The organism is Castellaniella sp. (assembly GCF_036379515.1).
Taxonomy (GTDB): Bacteria; Pseudomonadota; Gammaproteobacteria; order Burkholderiales; family Burkholderiaceae_B; genus Castellaniella.
Genome location: NZ_DASVGN010000033.1, coordinates 18,885 through 40,647 on the forward strand (window position 1 = coordinate 18,885; position 21,763 = coordinate 40,647).

22 protein-coding genes and 1 pseudogene are annotated in these 21,763 nt (G+C 56.3%); 4 read left to right on the plus strand and 19 right to left on the minus strand.

The window, feature by feature from the left end; genetic code table 11:
- The first annotated feature begins 10 nt into the window (after positions 1–10).
- The 4 genes from VF285_RS11845 to VF285_RS11860 are packed head-to-tail and all read left to right on the plus strand — an operon-like array spanning position 11 to position 3,939.
- Positions 11–1,219 carry a glycosyltransferase gene (locus tag VF285_RS11845; RefSeq protein ID WP_346952836.1) on the plus strand — a complete coding sequence of 403 codons (1,209 nt, stop codon included), beginning with the start codon at positions 11–13 and terminating at the stop codon, positions 1,217–1,219.
- Complete coding sequence (locus tag VF285_RS11850) at positions 1,209–2,114, plus strand: glycosyltransferase family 2 protein (protein ID WP_346952837.1); 906 nt, start codon at positions 1,209–1,211, stop codon at positions 2,112–2,114. The genes VF285_RS11845 and VF285_RS11850 overlap by 11 nt, the downstream gene beginning before the upstream one ends.
- Positions 2,111–2,707, plus strand: coding sequence for a putative colanic acid biosynthesis acetyltransferase (locus tag VF285_RS11855; protein WP_346952838.1), 597 nt, complete (start codon positions 2,111–2,113; stop codon positions 2,705–2,707). The genes VF285_RS11850 and VF285_RS11855 overlap by 4 nt, the downstream gene beginning before the upstream one ends.
- Complete coding sequence (locus tag VF285_RS11860) at positions 2,704–3,939, plus strand: glycosyltransferase WbuB (RefSeq protein ID WP_346952839.1); 1,236 nt, start codon at positions 2,704–2,706, stop codon at positions 3,937–3,939. Before VF285_RS11855 ends, VF285_RS11860 begins: the two co-directional genes overlap by 4 nt.
- Before the next feature lie 9 nt (positions 3,940–3,948).
- Here the strand turns inward: VF285_RS11860 and VF285_RS11865 are convergent, their stop codons facing one another.
- The 19 genes and pseudogenes from VF285_RS11865 to VF285_RS11945 all read right to left on the minus strand — a co-directional run bounded on the left by VF285_RS11865 (position 3,949) and on the right by VF285_RS11945 (position 21,760).
- Positions 3,949–4,677 carry an FkbM family methyltransferase gene (locus tag VF285_RS11865; protein WP_346952840.1) on the minus strand — a complete coding sequence of 243 codons (729 nt, stop codon included), beginning with the start codon at positions 4,675–4,677 and terminating at the stop codon, positions 3,949–3,951.
- A 27-nt stretch (positions 4,678–4,704) separates the two neighbouring features.
- Positions 4,705–6,588 (minus strand): nucleoside-diphosphate sugar epimerase/dehydratase, encoded by a 1,884-nt coding sequence (locus tag VF285_RS11870; protein WP_346952841.1) that lies wholly within the window; start codon positions 6,586–6,588, stop codon positions 4,705–4,707.
- A 13-nt stretch (positions 6,589–6,601) separates the two neighbouring features.
- On the minus strand, positions 6,602–7,777 hold the full coding sequence (locus VF285_RS11875) for a DegT/DnrJ/EryC1/StrS aminotransferase family protein (RefSeq protein WP_346952842.1): 1,176 nt from the start codon (positions 7,775–7,777) through the stop codon (positions 6,602–6,604).
- A 59-nt stretch (positions 7,778–7,836) separates the two neighbouring features.
- Complete coding sequence (locus VF285_RS11880; RefSeq protein ID WP_346952843.1) at positions 7,837–8,475, minus strand: acetyltransferase; 639 nt, start codon at positions 8,473–8,475, stop codon at positions 7,837–7,839.
- Positions 8,472–9,065, minus strand: a complete 594-nt coding sequence (locus VF285_RS11885; RefSeq protein WP_346952844.1) for a sugar transferase — start codon at positions 9,063–9,065, stop codon at positions 8,472–8,474. Before VF285_RS11885 ends, VF285_RS11880 begins: the two co-directional genes overlap by 4 nt.
- Positions 9,066–9,185: 120 nt before the next feature.
- Positions 9,186–10,136, minus strand: a complete 951-nt coding sequence (locus VF285_RS11890) for a glycosyltransferase family 4 protein (protein ID WP_346952845.1) — start codon at positions 10,134–10,136, stop codon at positions 9,186–9,188.
- Positions 10,137–10,313: 177 nt separating this feature from the next.
- Positions 10,314–10,760, minus strand: coding sequence for a hypothetical protein (locus VF285_RS11895; protein WP_346952846.1), 447 nt, complete (start codon positions 10,758–10,760; stop codon positions 10,314–10,316).
- 165 nt (positions 10,761–10,925) lie between these two features.
- Positions 10,926–11,237 (minus strand): annotated as a pseudogene (locus VF285_RS14475) (glycosyltransferase family 2 protein); the annotation flags it as partial.
- 69 nt (positions 11,238–11,306) lie between these two features.
- Complete coding sequence (locus VF285_RS11900) at positions 11,307–12,083, minus strand: glycosyltransferase (RefSeq protein WP_346952847.1); 777 nt, start codon at positions 12,081–12,083, stop codon at positions 11,307–11,309.
- Positions 12,070–13,488, minus strand: a complete 1,419-nt coding sequence (locus VF285_RS11905; protein ID WP_346952848.1) for a mannose-1-phosphate guanylyltransferase/mannose-6-phosphate isomerase — start codon at positions 13,486–13,488, stop codon at positions 12,070–12,072. The genes VF285_RS11900 and VF285_RS11905 overlap by 14 nt, the downstream gene beginning before the upstream one ends.
- Positions 13,488–13,733 carry a hypothetical protein gene (locus VF285_RS11910; RefSeq protein ID WP_346952849.1) on the minus strand — a complete coding sequence of 82 codons (246 nt, stop codon included), beginning with the start codon at positions 13,731–13,733 and terminating at the stop codon, positions 13,488–13,490. Before VF285_RS11910 ends, VF285_RS11905 begins: the two co-directional genes overlap by 1 nt.
- Positions 13,726–14,106, minus strand: a complete 381-nt coding sequence (locus VF285_RS11915; RefSeq protein WP_346952850.1) for a hypothetical protein — start codon at positions 14,104–14,106, stop codon at positions 13,726–13,728. Before VF285_RS11915 ends, VF285_RS11910 begins: the two co-directional genes overlap by 8 nt.
- A 110-nt stretch (positions 14,107–14,216) precedes the next feature.
- Positions 14,217–15,191, minus strand: coding sequence for a GDP-L-fucose synthase (fcl, locus tag VF285_RS11920; RefSeq protein ID WP_346952851.1), 975 nt, complete (start codon positions 15,189–15,191; stop codon positions 14,217–14,219).
- 3 nt (positions 15,192–15,194) lie between these two features.
- A complete protein-coding gene (gmd, locus tag VF285_RS11925; protein ID WP_346952852.1) occupies positions 15,195–16,319 on the minus strand; it encodes a GDP-mannose 4,6-dehydratase in 1,125 nt (374 codons plus the stop codon).
- Between the two features lie 13 nt (positions 16,320–16,332).
- Complete coding sequence (locus tag VF285_RS11930; RefSeq protein WP_346952853.1) at positions 16,333–17,277, minus strand: glycosyltransferase; 945 nt, start codon at positions 17,275–17,277, stop codon at positions 16,333–16,335.
- Positions 17,278–17,647: 370 nt separating this feature from the next.
- Entirely contained in the window at positions 17,648–18,463 is an 816-nt protein-coding gene (locus VF285_RS14480; protein WP_414648136.1) for a class I SAM-dependent methyltransferase, read from the minus strand.
- A gap of 337 nt (positions 18,464–18,800) precedes the next feature.
- The gene (locus tag VF285_RS11935) at positions 18,801–19,430 is read right to left on the minus strand and encodes an FkbM family methyltransferase (RefSeq protein WP_346952854.1); all 630 of its coding nucleotides are present in this window, start codon (positions 19,428–19,430) and stop codon (positions 18,801–18,803) included.
- A 202-nt stretch (positions 19,431–19,632) separates the two neighbouring features.
- Complete coding sequence (locus VF285_RS11940) at positions 19,633–20,580, minus strand: glycosyltransferase family 2 protein (protein WP_346952855.1); 948 nt, start codon at positions 20,578–20,580, stop codon at positions 19,633–19,635.
- 13 nt (positions 20,581–20,593) lie between these two features.
- Positions 20,594–21,760: a nucleotide sugar dehydrogenase gene (locus VF285_RS11945; RefSeq protein WP_346952856.1), complete on the minus strand. Its 1,167-nt coding sequence runs from the start codon at positions 21,758–21,760 to the stop codon at positions 20,594–20,596.
- Between the last annotated feature and the right edge of the window lie 3 nt (positions 21,761–21,763).

The window sequence follows — 21,763 nt, forward strand, 5'->3', positions numbered from 1 at the left end:
TCATCGGGGCATGACATTGAAAATCCTGCACGTGATTTCGTCGGTCGCCACCCGCTCTGGCGGCCCGGCAACCGTATTGTCACAGCTCTCGCGCCAACAGGCCTGCGACGGGCATCAGGTCACCCTCTGCACCACCAATCGGGATGCCCCTTCCGGGTTGCTCCCGGTGCCCTGCAACGTTCCCGTTGTCCGCGACGGGGTCACTACCTGGCATTTTGCTGCCCAGTCATTCCCTTTGCGCTTCTCGCGCGCCATGGCCCTGTGGCTGCACACCAACATCCGTGAATTCGACATCGTCCACATCCACGGCCTGTACCGTTTTCCCACGACCTTCGCCGCATGGTGTGCGCGGCGCTCAAAGACGCCCTACCTGATCTGCCCGCACGGTTCTCTCGACCCATTTCTCCACCAGCAAAGCCACTACAACCTAGCCCTCAAGCGGCTCTATGAGCAGTTCTTCGATCGCCCCAATCTGAACGGCGCATCGGCCATCCTCTATACGGCCGAAGAAGAACGACAGAAGGCATCTGCGCTGAAGCTCACAGCACAGGCCGTCGTCGTCCCCAACGGCCTTGCCTGGGACGACTACGAGACGCTGCCGCCCGCTGGTGGCTTCCGTGCCAAGGTGGGCATCCCCGAGCATGCACCCCTCGTGCTGTTCCTGGGGCGCATCAACTTCAAGAAGGGGCTGGACCTGCTGGTGCCAGCCTTTGCCCAAGTGCTGCGCACCGTACCCGACGCGCAGCTCGCCATCGTGGGCCCCGACAACGAAGGATACGGTCGCGACGTCCGCCACTGGTGCGACAAACAGGGCATACGGTCCCATACCACTTTCGTGGACCATCTGGACCCCGAGTCTGTCCGGCAAGCCTACGTGGATGCGGACGTTTTCGTGCTCCCGTCCTACTCCGAGAATTTCGGCATGACAGTCGCAGAAGCCATGGCGTGCCGCTGTCCAGTGGTGATTTCCGACCAGGTCAATATCTGGCGTGAAGTGAAGCGTGCCGGCGCAGGCCGGGTCACGCGACTGGACATCCCCGCGATTGCCAATGCCCTCACTGCATTACTGTGCAGCGACGAAGACACGCTGCGCACCATGGGAGAAGCCGGCCGCACGCTGGTAAAACAACAATACACCTGGGCCCAGATCAGCCAGCAACTGACACGGGTCTACGAAACCCTTTCTTCACGTACCCAGGTGAACCAAGATGGCCCATGAGAAGGACCTCACCATCGTCATCCTGACCTTCAACGAAGCGATCCACATCGCGCGCTGCCTGAAAAGTGCCCAACAGGTAGCGGCCGATATCTTCGTCGTGGATTCGTATTCGACCGATACCACAATCGCACAGGCAGAATCCCTGGGCGCACGCGTCTGGCAACACACATTCGAGAATCACGCCGCGCAATTTGCCTGGGCACTGGCCGAATTGCCCATCAAGACCGAGTGGGTCATGCGAGTGGATGCGGATGAGGTCATCAGCCCCACGCTCGCGACCAACATCGGCCGTCAACTAAGCCAGGCCACCACAGGCGTGAACGGATTCCTGGTGCGTCGTCACGTCACATTCATGGGGAACCCGATTCGCCATGGAAACTTCCCGCAATGGGTACTCAAAATCTGGCGGCGGGGAGAAGGGGCAATAGAGCAGCGCTGGATGGACGAGCACATGATGCTGAAATCCGGCCGAGCCCTGCGTATTCAGGGGGACTTTGTCGACGACAACCTGAATTCCGTCACCTGGTGGACGGCCAAGCACAACGCTTATGCCTCGCGTGAAGCCGTGGATCTGCTGAACGCCCGCTACGCGTTCCTTCCCAAGGCTGCGGCCGCCGACACGCTGAGCGACTATGCCCGAGCCAAACGCTGGATGAAGAACCACCTGTACGCGCACCTGCCCCTGGGGTTGCGTGCGCTGGCCTATTTTCTCTACCGAATGACCTTCCAATTAGGCATCCTGGACGGGCGCAACGGCTTTGCGTTCCACCTCCTGCAAGGGTTCTGGTATCGCTACCTCGTCGACACCAAGGTACGGGAAGTTACCCAGGCGATGAAACGGGAACACATCGACTGTGTGGCGGCCATCCACAAGGTCTTGGGAATTCGTCTATGAAGAAGCCCATCATCCAGGACAACAACCCATTCCTGGGCCCCTCCTTCACCCTGTCGAACCGCATCCTGCGACAGTGCTGGAACCTCGTCTATGTCCTGATCTTCCGATGCAGCCCCAGGCCCCTGCATGCGTGGCGCGCGGCGTTACTTCGGCTCTTTGGTGCAAAGCTGGGAGTGGGGTGTCATATCTACCCCAGGGCAAAAATCTGGGCCCCATGGAATCTGACACTGGGCCACCACGTGGGCATTGCCGACGGCGTCACCCTGTACAACATGGACACGATCCAGATAGGCGACTTTGCAGTCATCTCCCAGGGCGCCCACTTGTGTGGCGGCACACATGACTACGAAAGCGAAAACTTCCAGCTGATTGCACAACCCATCGTCATCGGAGCCTACGCCTGGATCTGCGCCGAAGCCTTCATCCACCCCGGCGTTGTCATCCCGGAGGGCACCGTCGTAGGCGCCCGCGCAGTGGTGACACGCAGCCTGCCCCACGAATGGTCGGTATACGCCGGGCACCCCTGCCAAGAGATCAAGAAGCGGACCCGACACGTGACCCGTCACGCAGCCAAGGCGCAGGTCTCCTCATGAGGTTCCTACTCGTTTCCATCAACCATGCGCCCGAACCCATCGGCATCGGCAAATACAACGGCGAGCTTGCGCGCTGGCTGGCCGACCAAGGGCACCAGGTCCACGTGGTCACGGCGCAGCCCTATTACCCTCGGTGGCAAATCTATCCCGGCTTTCGCGCGTGGCGCTATTCGACGCAACGCGAGGCCACAGGCATCACGATCTACCGCTGCCCTCTCTACATCCCGAAAAAGCCCTCCACCCTGAGGCGCATTGCGCACCTGTTGAGCTTCGCGCTTTCGTCCCTGCCCAGGCTGCTCCAGCAGTGGGCCTGGAAGCCGGAGGTGGTGATGGTGGTCGTCCCTACCTTGTTTTGCGCACCCCAGGCTGCGCTCCTGGCACGCCTGTCCGGAGCGCTCTCAATCATCCACATCCAGGATTTCGAGGTTGACGCGCTGTTCGGTCTAGAAATGGCAAAAGGCGGGCTCGCCCACCGAACGGCAGCCTTGTTCGAGCGTTTTGTCTTGCAGCGATTTGACCGAATTTCGACGATTTCGCCCGGCATGCTAAGACGGGCAGAAGACAAAGGTACCCCCCACAGCCGCCTGCTGTATTTGCCAAACTGGTCGGAACCTGGCCTTTTCCAGGACGCCGAGCGCTCACCCGCCTTGCTACGACGACTCGGTGTCGATCCATCCCGGCGCATCATCCTGTACGCCGGAAACCTTGGAGAAAAGCAAGGCCTGGACGTCATCATTGACTGTGCCCGTCACTTCCAGGGCGACCCCAGCATCGCCTTTCTGATCGTCGGCAACGGGACCGGCAAGGCCAGGCTTCAGGATCTGATCGAGCGCAGCAGACTGAACGACATTACCCTTGCTCCCTTGCAAGAAAGCCATGACCTGCCTGCACTGCTGGCCTCGGCAGACTGCCACCTAGTGATCCAGAAGCCGGGCGTTGCCGACGCCGTGATGCCTTCAAAGCTTACAAACATCCTTGCCGTTGGTGGCAATGCAGTGATCACCGCCGATCCAGGCACGAGCCTGGGCGACCTTTGCGCGAATTTTCCTGGCATCGCCACACAAGTAACCCCCGGATCGGCTTCGGCTCTGATACAAGGCATCCGTGCTGCCCTGGACCTGCCCCGCCGTAACCTTATCGCTCAAAACTACGCACGGGAACACCTTTCAAAGGACAAGATACTGCATCACTTCTTTAGCGAGATTCTTGACGGCGCAATACTCAAACACTAGAAGCCTCTGCTACGCGAATTCGCGCCGCAGGAATATTCCATCCAGCTGCAATGACTGCCCCGTCCGCCGATCGACAAAACCCTGCTGAAGCGTCCAGAGGACGAACCCTTCGTCTTCAAGCCGGCCAATGACCTCCCGCCACAGCCTCTGCCCCTCATATAGAGGGACCATCGACAATTCAAGATAGACGCCCCGCGCCCGCTTGAGCGCTTCAGCAGCGCCGTCAAGCACCTGCCATTCGAAACCCTGCGTATCTATCTTGATGAACGGCCGGGACTCCGGGCCCGTATAGCGATCAGCCACCGAGTCCAGCCGTACCAGGGGTGTACGCTCCACGGCGACGTACGCTGATTCTGCAGCCGCCGCGAGATGCGTCGCCAGGATCGGCAACACCGACGAAGACAGAGAATTACCGGAGACGTTGATGTCGATCTCGCCATCCCTGTCGCCCACCGCTGCACGCTCATGAACGACCCAGGCAGGGTCGCTTCTCGCGGCATCAGCCAGTTGGTCATGTGCACTCGAAAGCGGTTCAAAACTGATGATCTGCCCTTCGAAACCCGTTGCACGCAATTCCCACGCGAACTGCCCTACGTTTGCACCGATATCAAAAACGAGATTGGATTTGGTATGCGTTAACGCAGCCAAAAGCTGAGCACTTGAATTATTCGCAACGTTTAGGCGATGAAGCTCCCACCCGCGAGATCTCATCAGGTCCTTGACAAGTTTTTTTATCATGTTCTGGTTTTCCAGGAAGCAAGCCGTCTACACGGGGCTGGGCCGGTTCACCTCAAATGGCTTCCCACCCATTCCGCTCACGTTCAATGTGACGTCGTCGGCTGGATGATACTCTGGCACCCACCGTTGCAGTATTGTGCGCACAACCTCGTCATTCACCGGTGGTCGATCCACCCATGTCTTCATCGCACCGTACAGCCCCTCAGGCACCGGGCGAGAACGCGCAATCCGCAGTTTGTCATGCGGGGTAGGCAATGTTTCCTCTGCATCCGCCAAGAGCTCCTCATAGAGCTTCTCTCCTGGCCTCAACCCCGTGAACTCGATGTGAATCTCATCTTCAGTAAACCCCGACAGACGGATCATGTTGCGCGCCAGGTCCACGATCTTCACAGGCTGTCCCATATCCAGCACAAAGATCTCCCCACCTTCACCCATCGCCGCAGCCTGCAGCACAAGTTGCGCAGCCTCCGGGATGGACATGAAGTACCGATTGATGTCGGGGTGCGTGACGGTCACCGGCCCCCCATGCGCAATCTGGGACTGAAACTTCGGGATCACGCTGCCAGTACTGCCCAGCACGTTGCCAAACCGGACCACATGGAACCGCGTCGTCCCCGGACCATTCTGCAGCACCTCACAAATCATCTCTGCCACGCGCTTGGTGGCCCCCATCACATTGGTCGGGTTCACCGCCTTGTCGGTAGAAATCATCACAAAACGCTCAACGCCAGCGTCGCGCGCCGCACGCGCGACCACCAGAGTCCCCGCAATGTTGTTGCGCACCGCCTGCCAGGCATTATCGATTTCCATGAGCGGCACATGCTTGTATGCCGCCGCGTGAAACACGATCTGCGGCCGGTATTCAGCAAACACCTGCTCGATGCGCCCTTTGTCCTTTACGTCACCCGCAAGGCGAACAATCGGAACCTCTGGCCGGTGTTCACCGAACCATTGCTCGATCATGTACAAGGCAAACTCACTGGCCTCCAGCAAGACTACGCTAGCCGGATCGAAGCGCGACAGCTGGCGGCACAGCTCGCTGCCAATCGACCCACCAGCCCCGGTCACCAGAACTCGCTTTCCCCGCAGCATGGACTGGACATTGTCACTGTCGATGCGCACTGACTGGCGACCAAGCAAGTCCTCGATCCTGACCGGGCGCATCACGTTGATGGCGACGCGCCCGCTCATGAGCTCTGCCAACCCCGGGATAGTAAAGAGTGCCGCACCCGCGTCAACTGCCAACTTCGTCACAGCCTGCAGGACTTCAGCCGATGCCGAGGGCATCGCCAAAATCACGTGCCGCGCTGTGTGCCGCGCCAGCACAGCAGGCAGATCCGGCGTCGATCCTTCGACACGGCAACCCACCAGTTCCAGGCCCCGCTTACGCCGATCGTCATCCACCAGTGCAACAACCTGCCAGTCGGCGCTGCGTGCAAGCTCGCGCAGAAGCATGGCACCCGCAGTGCCCGCCCCGACCACCACCACAGGCTTACGGCGGCCGTCCGACACCGGAACCAGCTGCGACTCCCTCCACAAGCGCCAGGCGATGCGCCCGCCCCCCATGAAAAGCAACAGCAACACCGGATACAAGATGGCGATGGAACGAGGGATTAAAAGGCGGCTACCACCGAACGCCGTCAGTGCGAACACCGCAACTGTCGATACCATCACTGCCCGCACGAGGCGCCTGAGATCCGGCAGACTCGCAAAACTCCACATCCCCCGGTAAAGCCCCGCCCAACGACAGGCGCCGAGCTGCACCCCCATGAGGATCAGCGCCCCGGCCACTATTTCCAGCTGAAACGCGCGCGGCCACTCCAGGTTGAAGCGCAACAGAAACGCCCCCACCCACGCCAGCACCACGGCCGCCAGATCAAAGGCGAACACCAGAAGCAAACGGAGATTCATCAAGTGGTAGCCCTTACGCAGTCGCCATGGCCATCACTGCCCGCAGCGCCTCGCATGTCTGGTCGATGTGCTCAGCATTTAACGTAGGGTGCACGAGAAACATCAGGCTTGTCTCACCCAACTCCTGGGCGACCGACAGGCGCTGTGCGGGGCGATAGCCCGTGTCATCGAAAGCCTTTTCCTGATAGACCTCCGAGCATGACCCTGAGTAGGCAGGCACCCCTCGGTCCGTGATCGCCTGCATGATGCGATCACGCGTCCAACCGGGGGCCAACCTGAGCGGTTCCACAAACACATAACATTTGTATGCGGCATGATCCACGAAGTCCGGCACCACGGGTACGCGCAGCCCGGGCAACTGGTGCGCGCAATCCCAGATGCGGCGCGCATGAGCCAAGCGCGTCGAATGCCATTGATCCATGCGACGTAATTGAATGCGGCCGATCGCCGCTTCCACCTCGATCATCCGGCCGTTGGTCCCAAACGATTCGTGCAACCAGCGATAGCCTGCGGGATGCTCCCGTTCGTAGACGGCATCCCACGACTTGCCATGGTCTTTGTACGCCCACACGCGCTTCCACAGGGCCGTGTCATTGGTCGTGACCATACCGCCCTCACCGCCGGTAGTCATGATCTTGTCTTGGCAGAACGACCACGCACCTATGTCACCGATAGAACCCACCGGACGCCCCTTATACCGGGCACCATGTGCCTGGGCGCAGTCCTCAATCACGAACAGGCCGCGTTCACGTGCCAGATCCATGATGGGATCCATATCGCAGGGCCAACCCGCCAAGTGGACGCAAATCACTGCCCGCGTACGCGGCGTCAACACCGCACGGATCGTATCAGCCGTGATGTTCTGAGAATCCGGATCGACATCCACGAACACCGGGGCAGCGCCCACATTGACTACACAGGATGCCGACGCCAGAAACGTGCGCGGCGTGACGATAACCTCATCCCCTGGCCCGATACCCAACGCGCGCAGGGCCACGTCCAGCGCCACCGTGCCGTTGGCCAAGGCAACCGCATGGCGCGTACCGACCCAGGCAGCAAATTCCTTTTCGAACTCGCGACACTCCTGACCCGTCCAGTAGTTCACACGGTTCGACAGGATGACGTCACGGACCGCGTCAGCTTCTTCAGCAGTGAAGGAAGGCCAAGGAGGAAAGGGAGTATTCAGCACAACGGCATCCGGAAAATTCGAATCGCTATTGTATAAGGCCAGTCACGGGACAGCACGCGCTATGGTGTAGTTCGAATGGGCTTGGCGGGTACGCCGACCACGGTCAAACCGTCGGTCACATCAGACACGACAGCCGCACCAGCTCCCACCACTACCCGAGGCCCAATGTTGACCCCCTGACGTACCACCGCACCAATGCCGACCCACGAAGAATCGCCGACATGTACCCCACCCGCCAAATGTGCCCCGGGGCTAACATGCACGGCGTCACCCAGCACACAGTCATGATCTACCGTGCATGCCGTATTCAGGATGCTGCCTTGGCCAACCTTGGCATCGGCGTTGACCACCACCCCCGCCATGACGACAGTGCCTGATCCCAGAGACGCCGACGGTGACACAACCGCTGCAGGATGCACCAGCGAAACAACCGGAACGCCAAGCGCCTGCAACTGCCTGAGTTTTCTAGACCGTACGGAATTATTGCCGATCGCCACCACGACACCACCCAGCTCTTGCACCAGGCCAATCAAAACGTCTTGATTCCCACGAACGGGCCACCGAGCAATCTTTGTTTTGTCTGGTGCATCATCGAAGAAGAGGACCTGCTCCCACCCTGCTGCCAAGGCCACTTCTGCAACAACCTTGCCATGACCACTTGCTCCAAGAATTCCGAGAGTGCGCTTAGATACGGTCAATCTCCACCTCCGGTGAATTTTCGAGCCGTTGCTTCGCCCTGCTGGTTGACGCCCTCTCGAGCCCAAACCCTACGTGCCGTGAGCCCAAGTATCTTCATATCCAGCCAAATCGATCTGTTATCAACATACCAAACATCTAGCGCAAATTTTTCTTCCCAGCTGAGCGCATTACGGCCATTTACTTGGGCCCACCCAGTAATCCCTGGCCTGACCTCGTGACGCCTTGACTGCTCCGAGGTATAAAGTGGCAGATATTCCATCAACAACGGGCGGGGCCCAACCAGACTCATATCACCACTCAACACGTTCCACAATTCAGGCAGTTCATCCAAGCTCGTCACTCGCAAGAGACAACCGAACTTTGTTAGGCGTTGAGCATCCGGAAGCAACTCTCCGCCAGGGGAGCGAGCCTCGGTCATCGTACGAAATTTGAGCATGCGAAACGGCTTTCCATGCAAACCCGGGCGCACTTGACAGAAGAACACTGGGTTACCAATAAGGAAACGAACCATACACGCCAATAGCAGGAGGGGAATGCCGAAGGCCAGGAGCATGGTACCGGATGCAACTATATCGAACAGTCTTTTCACAGTGGCCTCAATCTACCGACAAGACAGCCAAATTAGCCGATGATTCCACGAGCCTTTTGATGTCACCTAAGGCATCCGGTACGTTGCAACGCTGAATCAAGACCAGCCCCACGCTGAAATCTACGCTTCAAGCAATAGATCGGCAAGGCGCTGATTCACCCGATATGCGTCAAATTTCTCGCGAGCAATCTTCAGGCTCTCCTGACCCATTATCTTGATTAGTTCAGGCTGTTCAATAAAACGGCACATTGCTTTTGACAAAGCTACCGAGTCGCACACAGGAACCAGAAACCCATTAACCCCATCAATTACAGTCTGGCGACAGCCCGGCACGTCAGTCGTAATCACAGCGAGCCCCGAGGCCATCGCCTCCTGCGTGCTAACAGGCATTCCTTCCCGATAAGAGGGCAATACATAAACACTCGATTGAGCAATCCAAGGCCGAACTGGAACATGCCCATGCCACTCTAATATACCCGCATCCACCCAGCCTTTGACATCTTGCTCGTCGATAGACCCGGGGTTATCGTCCAATCCTCCTAGAAGGATAAACCTGGTCGCAGGAAACCTATCCTTAACAAGCTTTGCTGCCAAAGCATACTCCTGAATGCCCTTCTCGCGGAGGAGACGCGCAATCAATAAAAAGGTTATTGGATCAGCTACCGGTTGAATGGCTCCCCAATTTTTCAGGTCGACTCCTATAGGTCCGAGCAAGAAGCTCTTTCCTCGCAACAACACACCCAACGAAACAAGCTCAGATTGATCATCCGGATTCAGAAATATGACTCGCTTCTCACATCGAAAGGCCTGTTTATACAAGAATGCCACAAGAGCCCTCAGCAATTGACGCTTCCAAGTCCATACAGCCCCAGTTCTTGTGAAAGCAAAGCCCAGCCCCTCAATCATCGCATAACGACGTGGCACCCTCGCCAGCCACGCAGCAAAGGAGCCATATATTGCAGGTTTTACAAAATATCCCAGCGCAATATCGAGCCGCAACCTTCGCATCACCCAGGCCAGGTGAAGAGTATTGAAAAAATCTATCACTGGATTCATACCAGCGCGAGACATCTTGCAATCCACGGGAATCGCGCCGAGAGTACACACGTCCCCTCTAGTCTGCCGATCAAAATTGGGTGCTATCGCAAAAACCTTTATGCCACGCTGCACAAGGAGTCGAATCAGAGGCCCGCGAAAATTAACTAAAGATGGGGCATGGGACGTGAGCAAGCCAACTGTAATCATCGGTCATCTTAAAAATCGTATCCAGGCTCTCAGCCGACCAAGGGCCGCCGCGATATCCAGACCTGCGACCAAAGCCGGTAACACCAGAATTTGTGTGCGATCCATCCACCACCGCCCGCTCCGCCTCAGAGGCTCAAGCACACCTCGGTAGAAGAGATACAGGAGCAACAGGAGAACTGCAGGGCGGAATGCGTACATCAAAGCAGGATAAAGTGCAAGATGCACCATCAATGCCAAGGTACGTATTTTCCCACCAACCCCAGCAATAGTTGCGCTCCTCTCATACGTATGCTGCTTAGCAAGGGCACCACGTAACGTGGCCGGGAAATACCTGTAATCAACAACTGCATCATCACAGTACACGACGCTTACACCTGATGCCAGAATTTGGTTCTTCCAGAGTATATCCTCCCCTGCTCGTAGATCCGCGCGGAAGAATCCGACATCCATGAACAGGCTCCTCGCAAATAATGACGCCGGCAAAACTGGGTGCAACCTCCCGACACCGTAAGAAGCAGCGCAAAGCATTCGACCCAACCACTGGCTTGAACCAAATCGGCAAAAGCCATATATGGCAATAGACCCTGACGTAGATCTACATCCCCAAAGCGCTCCAAGCCAGTTAGGTTGCGGAAGTATCCCAACGTCCAAGAACCCGATCCAATTCTGAGTGGCGGCCTGGATGCCCACATTACGTGCTGCTCCGGGAAAACCGTTATGGCATACGCAGCACAGAACAGTAATATCGGTTTCTCGCCGCCACGAATCGATCATTTTAAAGCTTTCGTCCGACGAGCCAGTATCCACGAAAACAACCTCAGCCGGCAACGGAGACAATAGCTCCAGAAAATGAAATAACTCCAAGAGATGCCTAGCCTCATTACGCACCGGGACGACTACAGAAATTGGTAGAATCTCCGCGCACATAGGGGATGCCTTACAACTCCACGACAATCTTGACTCCTGCCCCAGGACCCACCGCTTTGAACTCTTATCTCAACCGCAAACCTGGTGCGTGACACGCCAAGCGTGGATTTTCTTACCAACACTATTCTTCACAAGGCGGAAAACACACAGACCTACCTGCAGAAAAACACCATGGCCGACTAAAACCTGTGCCCGTGCAAACTCCGTAACCGTCCCAAGTACGTCTGTGCTGCTGGCACCGCCACTCGAGAATGTCCCAGCCACGAATGCACACTCACACACGCGCCCCCCGCCATGAACTACCTGCAGGATAAACAACTGATCAGCCGCGATAGGCAATGAGCGTGAATAATAACCATGATGCTGATGCAACCCTGCTCTGATGGCCAGGCCAACGGCATGCCCACTGACATATGTAAATTGCCCATCAAGCCATTCGCATTTACGTCGGCGGGTCCCCGTAGATACCCCACCAACCACTATCCGAGCAGTAACGAGATCAGCTCTCGACTCCTGGCAAGCTTCTCTATACAGTTGAACAGTATCTGGACACAATTCATCATCCGCTCCGACAACCAAGTAGTACTCACCCTCGGCTATCTTCACTGCCCGATTCAGGGCATCGTATATGCCGAAATCTGGGCGAGAGTCTACACGGAGATTCAATGTCCTCCCCGCATCCTCCAACAACTCCAGCGTCCCATCCGTAGATGCACCATCCGCGACTATCCACTCAAAATTCTGATCAGTCTGCGCCTTCAAGGAAGCGATGAGGCGCGGCAACACCACTGCCGCGTTATAGGTAGCCGTGATGACCGAGAAGGTGACACTTTCACGCTCGCCCATACCGATCCTCAAGGCGCACGATATCATCTTCCCCCAGGTAAGCCCCCGACTGCACCTCGATCAGCTCCAGCGGGATTACCCCAGGATTCTCCAGCGAATGTACCTGCCCGATCGGGATATAGGTGGACTGGTTTTCCGTGACCAGATAGGTCTTCTCGCCATTGGTCACGCGTGCAGTGCCACTGACGACCACCCAGTGCTCAGCGCGATGATGGTGCTTCTGCAACGATAGCTTGGCCCCAGGCTTGACCGTAATCTTCTTGACCTGGTAGCGGTCGCCGCTACCGATGGAATCGAACACGCCCCACGGGCGATAGACCTCTCGGTGCTCGACCTGTTCCGTACGACCTGCCGCACGCAACTGCTCCACAATCCGCTTGACATCCTGAACGCGCGCCTTGTCCGCCACCAGGACTGCGTCCTTGGTTTCTACAACGACAACATCCCGTATCCCCACGGCGGCGACAAGACGGTGTTCGGCCCGAATCATCGAGCCGGATACCTGCTCCACCAGCACATCGCCTTGCACATTGTTCCCACATTCGTCCTGTGGCAATACGGTGCTCAACGCAGCCCAAGCCCCGAGATCGTTCCAACCCGCATCCAGCGCAACTACCGCTGCATCTTGGGTACGCTCCATGACGGCGTAGTCTATGGAATCTGAGGGACAGGCGAGGAAGGCTGGCTCATCCGGGCGCACGAAATCCAGATCCTGCTGCGCAGCTTGCATCGCCTGCCGGCAGGCCGCAAGGATTCGCGGCTGGCAGGTGTCGAGTTCCTGCACGTACCGGCTTGCCTTGAACAGGAAAAGGCCGCCATTCCAATAATACTGGCCACTGGCCAAATATTGTGCAGCCCGATCCGCGTCGGGCTTTTCTACGAAGCGGCTGACCTGCCACCCAGGGCCCATGGCTGCGCCACGCTCGATGTAGCCGTACCCTGTCTCGGCCCGATCCGGAACGACACCAAAGGCAACGAGTTTTCCCTGTACAGCCAATTCTGCCGCCTGGTGGATTGCAGCGTGGAATGCAGCGACGTCCTGGATGACATGGTCTGCCGCCAGCACCAGCAACAGAGGGTCTTCTCCCTGCGCCAATGACTGCAGCGCGGCCAGTGCAATAGCAGGCGCCGTATTGCGGCCTGCAGGCTCCAGCAAAATGGTTGCTTGTGCGCCCATCTGCCGTAATTGCTCCGCTGCCAGAAAGCGATGCTGCTCGTTGCAGATGACAATGGGGGCCGCACAGGCCAGGCCGTCCAGACGCCGCAGGGTTTGCTGCAGCATGGTCTCTTTGCCCAGCAGCGGCAGAAACTGCTTGGGCTGGTGCTCGCGCGACAGCGGCCACAGGCGCGTGCCTGAGCCTCCCGCCAAGATGACGGGTAACACAGCTGGAGAAGTCTGAGCCATTATTGCCGACCTTCGTTGCTCGCCGCGCCCTGCACTGGCTCTTTAATATCGGTTGCCACGCTGTCTTTCGCGGTGCGCCGGCCATTCAAGAACCCGGTAATCACAGCTCCAACATTGGTAATGGCAATTGCTACCGCCAAACCATCATGCCCAGCAAGGGCCAATACAGCTGCTGCCAACAAGGCGCCGCCACCGGAAGGGGGAGAATCGATACTGGTCTCAGGGGTAACTTCCCCCTCACCCATGAACAGAACTCTTGCGATGGGATTCTGAATTCATCCCTTCGGCATGGATAGCTGCCTCGATATCACGATACCGCTGGTCGACGCTAGACAGCCTTCGCTCAGCACTGCGATAACGCCGGAGGATGTCACGGCGCGTTGTGTCCTCGAAGCTCCGTCCGGGAGACCCATGAGGCGCCCGGTTCAAAACGGTTGATGCCTCGTCGAACCCGCCCATTGCCTCTCTCATCTGTGCTGCGGTGCGAGCCCAGGACCGATAGAACAATTCAGCCGCACCACGCTCGGACGAGTACTGGTACCCGCCCGAAGCCTGAATCGAAAACACGCCAGGCAGCGCGTTAATTATGCCCAGAATGCGGCGCTTCAATGCTTCCATCGCTTCCTCACCGTGACCTGAAATCACTCATACCGTTGCCTCGACGCGCCAAGGCCACCTACTCGGAATGGTACTTACGGCCTCGCACTTTCGCAAGCTGGCTGAAACATTCACACCCGCACCTCGCCCTTATGCGCCACGAACCAATCGTAAGTCTCTGCCAGACCAGTCTCGAACGGAATCGAGGCCTTCCAGCCCAGACCCGACAATCTGGACACATCCAATAGTTTACGGGGGGTGCCGTCTGGGCGGCTCGCATCGAACTCTATGCCCCCCTTGAACCCCACTACCCGCGCGATGGATTCAGCCAATTCGCCGACGGTCATGTCCGCCCCGCAGCCCACGTTGACATGCGAGAGCGTTGGCCGGGTATGCGCCTGCCATACCGTGGCATCCAGTTCCATGACGTACACGCTGGCAGACGCCATATCATCCACATGCAAGAACTCGCGCCGTGGCGCACCGCTACCCCACACCACGACTCGCGGAGCATCCTGCTCCTTGGCCTCATGAAACCGCCGCATCAGCGCCGGAATCACATGGCTGTCGTCCGGATGAAAATTGTCCCCTGGACCATAAAGGTTCGTCGGCATGACGCTGCGGTAATCCCGCCCGTACTGCCGGTTGTACGACTCGCACAGCTTGATCCCCGCGATCTTGGCAACCGCATAGGGCTCGTTGGTGGACTCCAGCGTACCGGTCAAGAGCGCATCTTCACGCATGGGCTGCTCGGCCATGCGCGGGTAGATGCATGACGAGCCCAGAAACAGCAGCTTCTGCACCCCATGGGCGTGCGCAGCCTGCACCACGTTTGCCTGCATTAGCAGGTTTTGGTAGATGAACTCGGCCGGGTAGGTATTGTTCGCGTGAATGCCGCCCACCTTGGCGGCCGCAAGATAGACCTGATCCACTGCGTGCGCTGCAAAGTAAGCCTGCACTGCCGCCTGATTCGTCAGGTCCAGCTCGGCATGGGTAGCGGTCAGCAGGTTTCCATACCCCAGCGCCTGCAACCGCCGCACAATGGCGGACCCCACCATCCCACGGTGGCCCGCGACAAAGATCCGCTGATCCACTGCTCGTGCCATGGTTCAGTCTTCCCTTGCCACCGGCACGTCGTAGCCATGCTGCTTCAGCAGCGCGTGACGCTTGGCCCGATCCAGATCGTACGCCACCATCTCCGTCACCATCTGCCCCAAGGTAATTTCAGGAACCCAGCCCAGCTTCTCTCGCGCCTTGCTTGCGTCACCTAGCAGGGTCTCGACCTCTGCCGGACGAAAATAGCGCGGGTCCACCGCCACCACCACATCACCCGGCTTCAGCGCCGGGGCGCTGTCGCCCACCACTTTATCGACGATGCCTTTTTCGTCTACGCCCGTGCCCTCGAAACGCAAGGCGACGCCCAACTCTGCCGCCGCCAGGCGAATAAAGTCGCGAACGGAATATTGAACCCCGGCGGCAATGACGAAATCATCGGGCTTCTCTTGCTGCAGCATCAACCACTGCATTCGCACGTAGTCATGTGCGTGGCCCCAGTCGCGCAGCGAGTCCATATTGCCCATGTACAGGCATTTCTCCAACCCTTGCGCGATGTTGGACAAGCCCCGTGTAATCTTACGGGTGACGAAGGTTTCCCCCCGGCGAGGGGATTCATGATTGAACAAGATGCCGTTACTGGCGTGCAGGCCGTAGGCCTCGCGGTAATTGACCGTGATCCAATAGGCGTAGAGCTTGGCCACCGCATAGGGGCTGCGCGGGTAGAACGGCGTAGTTTCGCGCTGCGGGGTTTCTTGCACCAGCCCAAACAGTTCCGAGGTAGAAGCCTGGTAAAAACGAGTTTTCTCCTCGAGACCCAGAAAGCGAATGCCCTCGAGCAGACGCAGGGTACCCAGTGCATCGACGTCCGCCGTGTATTCCGGCGACTCGAAGCTCACCGCCACATGCGACTGGGCCGCCAGGTTGTAGACCTCGTCGGGTTGAACTTCGGACAGGATGCGGATCAGGTTGGATGAATCGGACAGATCACCATAGTGCAGCACCAAGCGGCGATTCGTTTCATGCGGGTCCTGGTAAAGATGATCGATACGCTGCGTGTTCAGCGACGAAGAACGCCGCTTGATACCATGGACTTCATAGCCCTTCTGAAGGAGAAATTCGGCCAAGTAGGAGCCGTCCTGGCCTGTGATGCCGGTGATAAGAGCTTTTTTCTTAATCATTGATTCTACGTTATCATTTATTCACAGGCTGGCCATACGTCTTATGCCAACGATCAATGGCTTCCTGGTATATTGACAGATATTGCGGTACTACAACAGCCGGAGACCACAACCGCACGGCGCGTTCCCGTGCCGCTGCACAAAGAGCTGCATGCCGGGCGATATCTTCCAACACCCAGCATATTCCATGCGCTAAATCAGCCACATCGTACGGCCTAGCCAAATAGCCTGTTTCGCCATGCACTACTACATCTGGCAGCCCCGTACAGTTGAACGCCACAACAGGGCAGCCACAGGCTTGTGCCTCAGTTCCTGTCTGTGGAAGATTTTCCTGGCGAGAAGGCACAACAGTGACATCCGCCGCGCCGTAAGCCAACGCAATCGTCGTATCATCGTTCAAACGACCCAGCCAGTGGATGGGTAACCCCAACTCCGGCGGGTGAACAGGCTCACTTTGGCCGAAGACCACGCACTCTAAATTGGGGTGAGCGGCAGCCAGCGCTTCGAGCGCGCCCTGCAATAGGTCCCAGCCCTTTCTAGGATCGGTACCCCCACCGATCGCGCCAAACAGTACCAGTTGCTTATTCTCGGGAAGGCCCAGCAACTTCCTTGCCAACGCCTTGGGCCACGGTTGAAATTGCTCCGTGTCGAGCACATTGGGCACTACCGAGACTGGCCAGCCTCCCATCAACTCGCTCCCACGAACGCAATTTGCCAGCCATTGGCTAGGTGCCACAACTTGCAACGGGTACTGCCAAGCACGTTTCTTCCGCAACCATACCCAGCGGCTAACATCTAGCCCGCTCTCGTTTGAAGCCCTATTGGACGTTGTATAGGGAGCACGCCAACGCGCGGAAATATCATCCGCCGCATAATGTTCCGACCCACAAAACGCCCACATATCGTGCAGTGTCCACACGCAGGGCTGGCAGATCTTGCCGATTTCCGCGACTGACATGAACTCGTTGCCAACCCAGTTCAGGTGTAAAACGTCAGCGGACTGAACAGCAGCCCGTCGAAGAACTTGAGAAGGAAGGCAGGATACTGACCGATATACAGGCTCCTGATCACCCTGTAAGTTCCCAATTCGCGTACCAATCATAGCGCGGGCCAACGCCACAGCACGCGCTCTCACCCGATGGGGCCCATCAACCGTTGACCAGTCGGACACTTTAGTGCCAACAGACATACGGCTGCGGACGCCTGCATCGAGCAGTGCAGAGTGTAAGCGGAAGGCCGCTCGTGCTGCCCCCCCCGTCAGATCTGAATATGAAAGGAGAACAGGTAGCAAGGAACAAACACCGTCAACATGTTAGAAATAGAAGCTGCTACTGCTTGCATGCTTCGACATACATAGACTCCAACCCCTTGCGAGGGGTCCCATTATTATCCACATCAAGTTGCTGAAACGGAAAGTCCGCCACCCTACTAGTAGTCGCAGTTACCACCTGCGCGTCAGAAAAGCCAGCAGCCGACAAGACCCCGCTCAATTGATGGAAATCCCATAACCAATGGTGCCGCTCACCAAGACTTGCCATGCTCACGTTCTGATCCTTAAAGGCCCTTGGCAGGCCCAGCAAGCAAAGTCGAACCCGCAATTCGAATATGCGAGACCTAACGGCAGCCGACAACCTGCCAAATGAAAAAGCCGTCTTTACAGGGTGAGCAGACACCTCAGCTCGCCCTACACGCAGGGCTACATAGTCGATCATTGATTGACTATCCCTGCACCTGGGCACAGCGATGCTCTGGTAATACTTCCCGAGTTCGCCACCTGGTTCGCGGCGCACACATTGGTCAACCATTTCAAGGACAACAAAGTCCGCGCGCTCGTGCTCGCCCGCTAACCGACAGCGCAAATATTCCGCCGCCATATTCTGCAGATCTGGCAGCACCAGGCGAATCACCCCACCGGGCGCCAAAACTCGAAAACATTCAGAAATAACCGATGAAATCAAACCCCGTGGTACGTGTTCCAGGAAATGTGACGAGTAGACTAATTTGGCACTTTCGTCTTGGGCAGGCAACCCATTCAGAAGGTTTGCCGCACGGACAGCCCGCCCCGATGACTGAAAGTCCAAATTCAGCCAATCGGGACTGTCCACATAGATCGGGCCACATCCAAGGTTTATTTTATTTTTCATTTTATAATACGCCCTGCATCCCTTAACAAGTTCATTTCAATCAATGGTTAGTACATCCCATGAAAATAATCTACCTTAAAGGAAAAATTATCTAATTCTTACTTTTGAAGTTCGCACAACTCTGCCAGTCTACGATGGAACACCAGCCCACAGGCCAAAGCCGTTCCCCCAAGCTCTCGTTCCGCCACCAATTCCACCGCAAACAACAATAATGATAAATCACGCCATCTGGTTGGTATATGCATTGCGAGACATATAATCCTACGCAAAAAATAAAAACACACAGACCAGTCCAAGAATTTCGTGATTCTAAATCAATATGGCAGCTACAATTTTTTCATCTATCAAGAACGAATGTTAGGTTAGAACCATCAATCGCAACACAATGCATACCAGCATCCAATAACTGTTTCACACTCGCAGCAATCCTACTGCTAGCTTGAGCATCCAAGGGGGAATGGGCCTCATCAAATTCAACTAATAACAGTCTCGGTGGCACGCCAGAATCCGTGATGTCCCGAATCACCTCATATTCAGCACCTTCTATATCTATTTTCAATAGATCGATTTTATAGTCACCCTGCTGTTTCATTATCGCAGATAGACGGTGACACTGCGCCGTGAAGAACTCAGAAGTTCTCTGCAGGTTCGCAGTTGAACACGAAACATGCTGAGGATCTTTAGGGAAGTAGAACTTCATCTCTTGGTCCAAGCCTGCCAAGCCGATTGGCAGAAACGACATCCTTTCAAGATCTGAGGGAGAAACATGATAAAACTCGCTTGTACTCCCATTCACGGAGAATGGCCTCCCAGCAGCCACTGCCTCCGATAATGCTTCAAAATGCTTAATAGCCCGAGGGGTGGGGTCGATGATCCGTACGCGGCACCCAAATTGCCGAACCAAGATCGTATCAAAGCTAATGTCTTCACCAGCCCCAGCGAGATAACAAGTTGAATCTTTAGTCAAACCACTATCCAATGGAAGTACCCACCCTCCATAGGTCGTACCGAGCTTAACAAGCCGTTTCGCAGGTAGGAGCAACGCCCTATCTATGATCCCACTCAACTGAAGATCAGTCAGCCCCCCTCCACGGTGGATAGCACGCCGTACAAGTTTCTTCATATAGCTTATCAAAGGCATCTCCAGTTCATGTCTGCCAAAAATAGATCTACGAGCCTTTCATACCGCGATAGATGGAAGCGAGGATCTCCCCACCCGGGAGAACTCGCAGCGCTTCCTTCAGCGCGTTAATTCTTCTGATTCCAAATATATTGTCGTCGGTCCATATATCCGCCCTCGCATCACGCACCATCCCAGAAGGATGGACCAGTGGGAACTCTAGCGACTCTAATTTGAGCGAACCGAGCGGACTTTTAACGTCCGTGGTATGTGTGGCTCCGATTCCAAAACCGATATTTTTGACTAGATTATAGGCAGGGAGAACAGAAAGCCCATGTTGTGCCCAGCACGTAAAGGTCCAGCGATAGGCCCAACTATCTATCTGCCCCGCATGTGCTCGATCAAAAATATTCGTCCAATACCGAGAAAACAGACGATTGCCGCTACCGAGCCGGAGAAGCCAGTCGGTTTCTCTCAACGAAGGCCATAAATCCATATCATGATCATACATGCGCCATGCGCGCCGCCATGAGGCCCAGCCCCAACAGTGATTGTATCGGCTAAAAAAATAGCTAGTGTTTGGTCGATGTGCATTGCCATGTGCGTGCATGGCCGAAATAGCCATTACGCGTTCGTCATCTGCATATCGGGTGAGTAATTCCGATACAAACGGAAAGAAACTAGCATCGACTACACAATCATCCTCCAGCACAATGCCGCGTTCTTCCTGATCGAAGAACCAATCCAGCGCTCCACTGACTGCTAAGCGACACCCTAAATTCCGGTCACGAAACAACGTGTAAACCCGACATTCCCAATCGACCGCAGTGGCAAGCGTGCGCGTGTACTCCACCGCCAACGACTCTTCAGGGCGCCCCTGGCGAGCGCCGTCGCAGGCGACATACAGGCGAGTAGGCTTAGCCGCTCTAATCACATCAAAAACGGCCTGAGTTGTGTCTGGGCGATTGAAGATCAATAGAAGAACCGGGATATTCATGCTATGCCCATCATCAGCTATCAGAACCGAAGAGATCTCGGGTATAGACTCGTGCAGACACATCTGCCAGATCCGCCGTTAAACGGTTGGCCACGATCAGATCTGCCTGCCGTTTGAACTCTGATAGATCATGCAACACGGGTGAATGAAAGAACTCCACGTGCCGCAAGACCGGCTCATATACAATGACTCGCACTCCCTTTGCTTTCAGCCGTTTCATGACGCCCTGCACCGCAGAAGCACGGAAATTATCCGACCCCGCCTTCATCACTAGCCGATAGATGCCCACCGTCTTTGGGTTCTGACGAAGAATATCCTCTGCTATAAAATCCTTGCGGGTCGCATTAGCATCGACAATCGCATGAATAAGACTCTGAGGCACATCCTGGTAATTTGCCAGCAGCTGGCGCGTATCCTTCGGTAGACAATAGCCACCATACCCAAAGCTAGGGTTATTGTAGTGACTACCTATACGTGAGTCCAAACACACCCCGTCAATGATCTGCCGAGTGTCTAGACCCCGCACCCTGGCGTAGGTGTCTAATTCGTTGAAATATGCCACCCGCATCGCCAGGTAGGTGTTGGAGAAAAGTTTTACTGCCTCGGCCTCGGTACTGTCCATCAAAAGCGTCGGCACGTCCTTCTTGATCGCTCCTTCCTGCATCAAAGCAGCAAACCGGCGCCCCATATCTGTCTTATCACCGACGATGATACGGCTAGGATAGAGATTATCGTGCAGCGCATGACCCTCACGGAGGAATTCAGGAGAAAACATCAATAGACCAGTATCGAAGTGTTCACGCATTCGCGCGGTATAGCCAACCGGCACCGTTGACTTTATCACCACCATCGCGTTGGAATTAATTTCTCGTACATCAGAAATCACCGATTCAATTGATCGGGTATTGAAGTAATTGGCATCTGGGTCATAGTCAGTAGGCGTAGCAATAATCACAAGATCAGCACCTGCATAAGCCTCACGTTTATCAGCGGTGAAGTATATGTTCTCAGTAACGCCTAGATATTGCTGAATATCAGAGTCATCGATTGGACTCATATGCCGCTTAAGCAATTCAATTTTTCCAATATCCACATCATAGGCAGACACATGATTGTGCTGCGCAAGCAGCAATGCGTTCGAGAGACCTACGTAACCGACACCGGCGATAGTAATGTTCATCCT

Coding starts and splice junctions, on each gene's coding strand:
- VF285_RS11850 (WP_346952837.1), top strand. CDS start 1,209: ATGGCCCATGAGAAGGACCTCACCATCGTCATCCTGACCTTCAACGAA.
- VF285_RS11870 (WP_346952841.1), bottom strand. CDS start 6,588: ATGAATCTCCGTTTGCTTCTGGTGTTCGCCTTTGATCTGGCGGCCGTG.
- VF285_RS11890 (WP_346952845.1), bottom strand. CDS start 10,136: ATGTCTCGCGCTGGTATGAATCCAGTGATAGATTTTTTCAATACTCTT.
- VF285_RS11895 (WP_346952846.1), bottom strand. CDS start 10,760: ATGGATGTCGGATTCTTCCGCGCGGATCTACGAGCAGGGGAGGATATA.
- VF285_RS14480 (WP_414648136.1), bottom strand. CDS start 18,463: ATGAAAAATAAAATAAACCTTGGATGTGGCCCGATCTATGTGGACAGT.
- VF285_RS11945 (WP_346952856.1), bottom strand. CDS start 21,760: ATGAACATTACTATCGCCGGTGTCGGTTACGTAGGTCTCTCGAACGCA.
- VF285_RS11915 (WP_346952850.1), bottom strand. CDS start 14,106: ATGGAAGCATTGAAGCGCCGCATTCTGGGCATAATTAACGCGCTGCCT.
- VF285_RS11845 (WP_346952836.1), top strand. CDS start 11: ATGACATTGAAAATCCTGCACGTGATTTCGTCGGTCGCCACCCGCTCT.
- VF285_RS11905 (WP_346952848.1), bottom strand. CDS start 13,488: ATGGCTCAGACTTCTCCAGCTGTGTTACCCGTCATCTTGGCGGGAGGC.
- gmd (WP_346952852.1), bottom strand. CDS start 16,319: ATGATTAAGAAAAAAGCTCTTATCACCGGCATCACAGGCCAGGACGGC.
- VF285_RS11910 (WP_346952849.1), bottom strand. CDS start 13,733: ATGGGTGAGGGGGAAGTTACCCCTGAGACCAGTATCGATTCTCCCCCT.
- VF285_RS11860 (WP_346952839.1), top strand. CDS start 2,704: ATGAGGTTCCTACTCGTTTCCATCAACCATGCGCCCGAACCCATCGGC.
- VF285_RS11940 (WP_346952855.1), bottom strand. CDS start 20,580: ATGAATATCCCGGTTCTTCTATTGATCTTCAATCGCCCAGACACAACT.
- fcl (WP_346952851.1), bottom strand. CDS start 15,191: ATGGCACGAGCAGTGGATCAGCGGATCTTTGTCGCGGGCCACCGTGGG.
- VF285_RS11900 (WP_346952847.1), bottom strand. CDS start 12,083: ATGGGCGAGCGTGAAAGTGTCACCTTCTCGGTCATCACGGCTACCTAT.
- VF285_RS11865 (WP_346952840.1), bottom strand. CDS start 4,677: ATGATAAAAAAACTTGTCAAGGACCTGATGAGATCTCGCGGGTGGGAG.
- VF285_RS11855 (WP_346952838.1), top strand. CDS start 2,111: ATGAAGAAGCCCATCATCCAGGACAACAACCCATTCCTGGGCCCCTCC.
- VF285_RS11930 (WP_346952853.1), bottom strand. CDS start 17,277: ATGTCAGTCGCGGAAATCGGCAAGATCTGCCAGCCCTGCGTGTGGACA.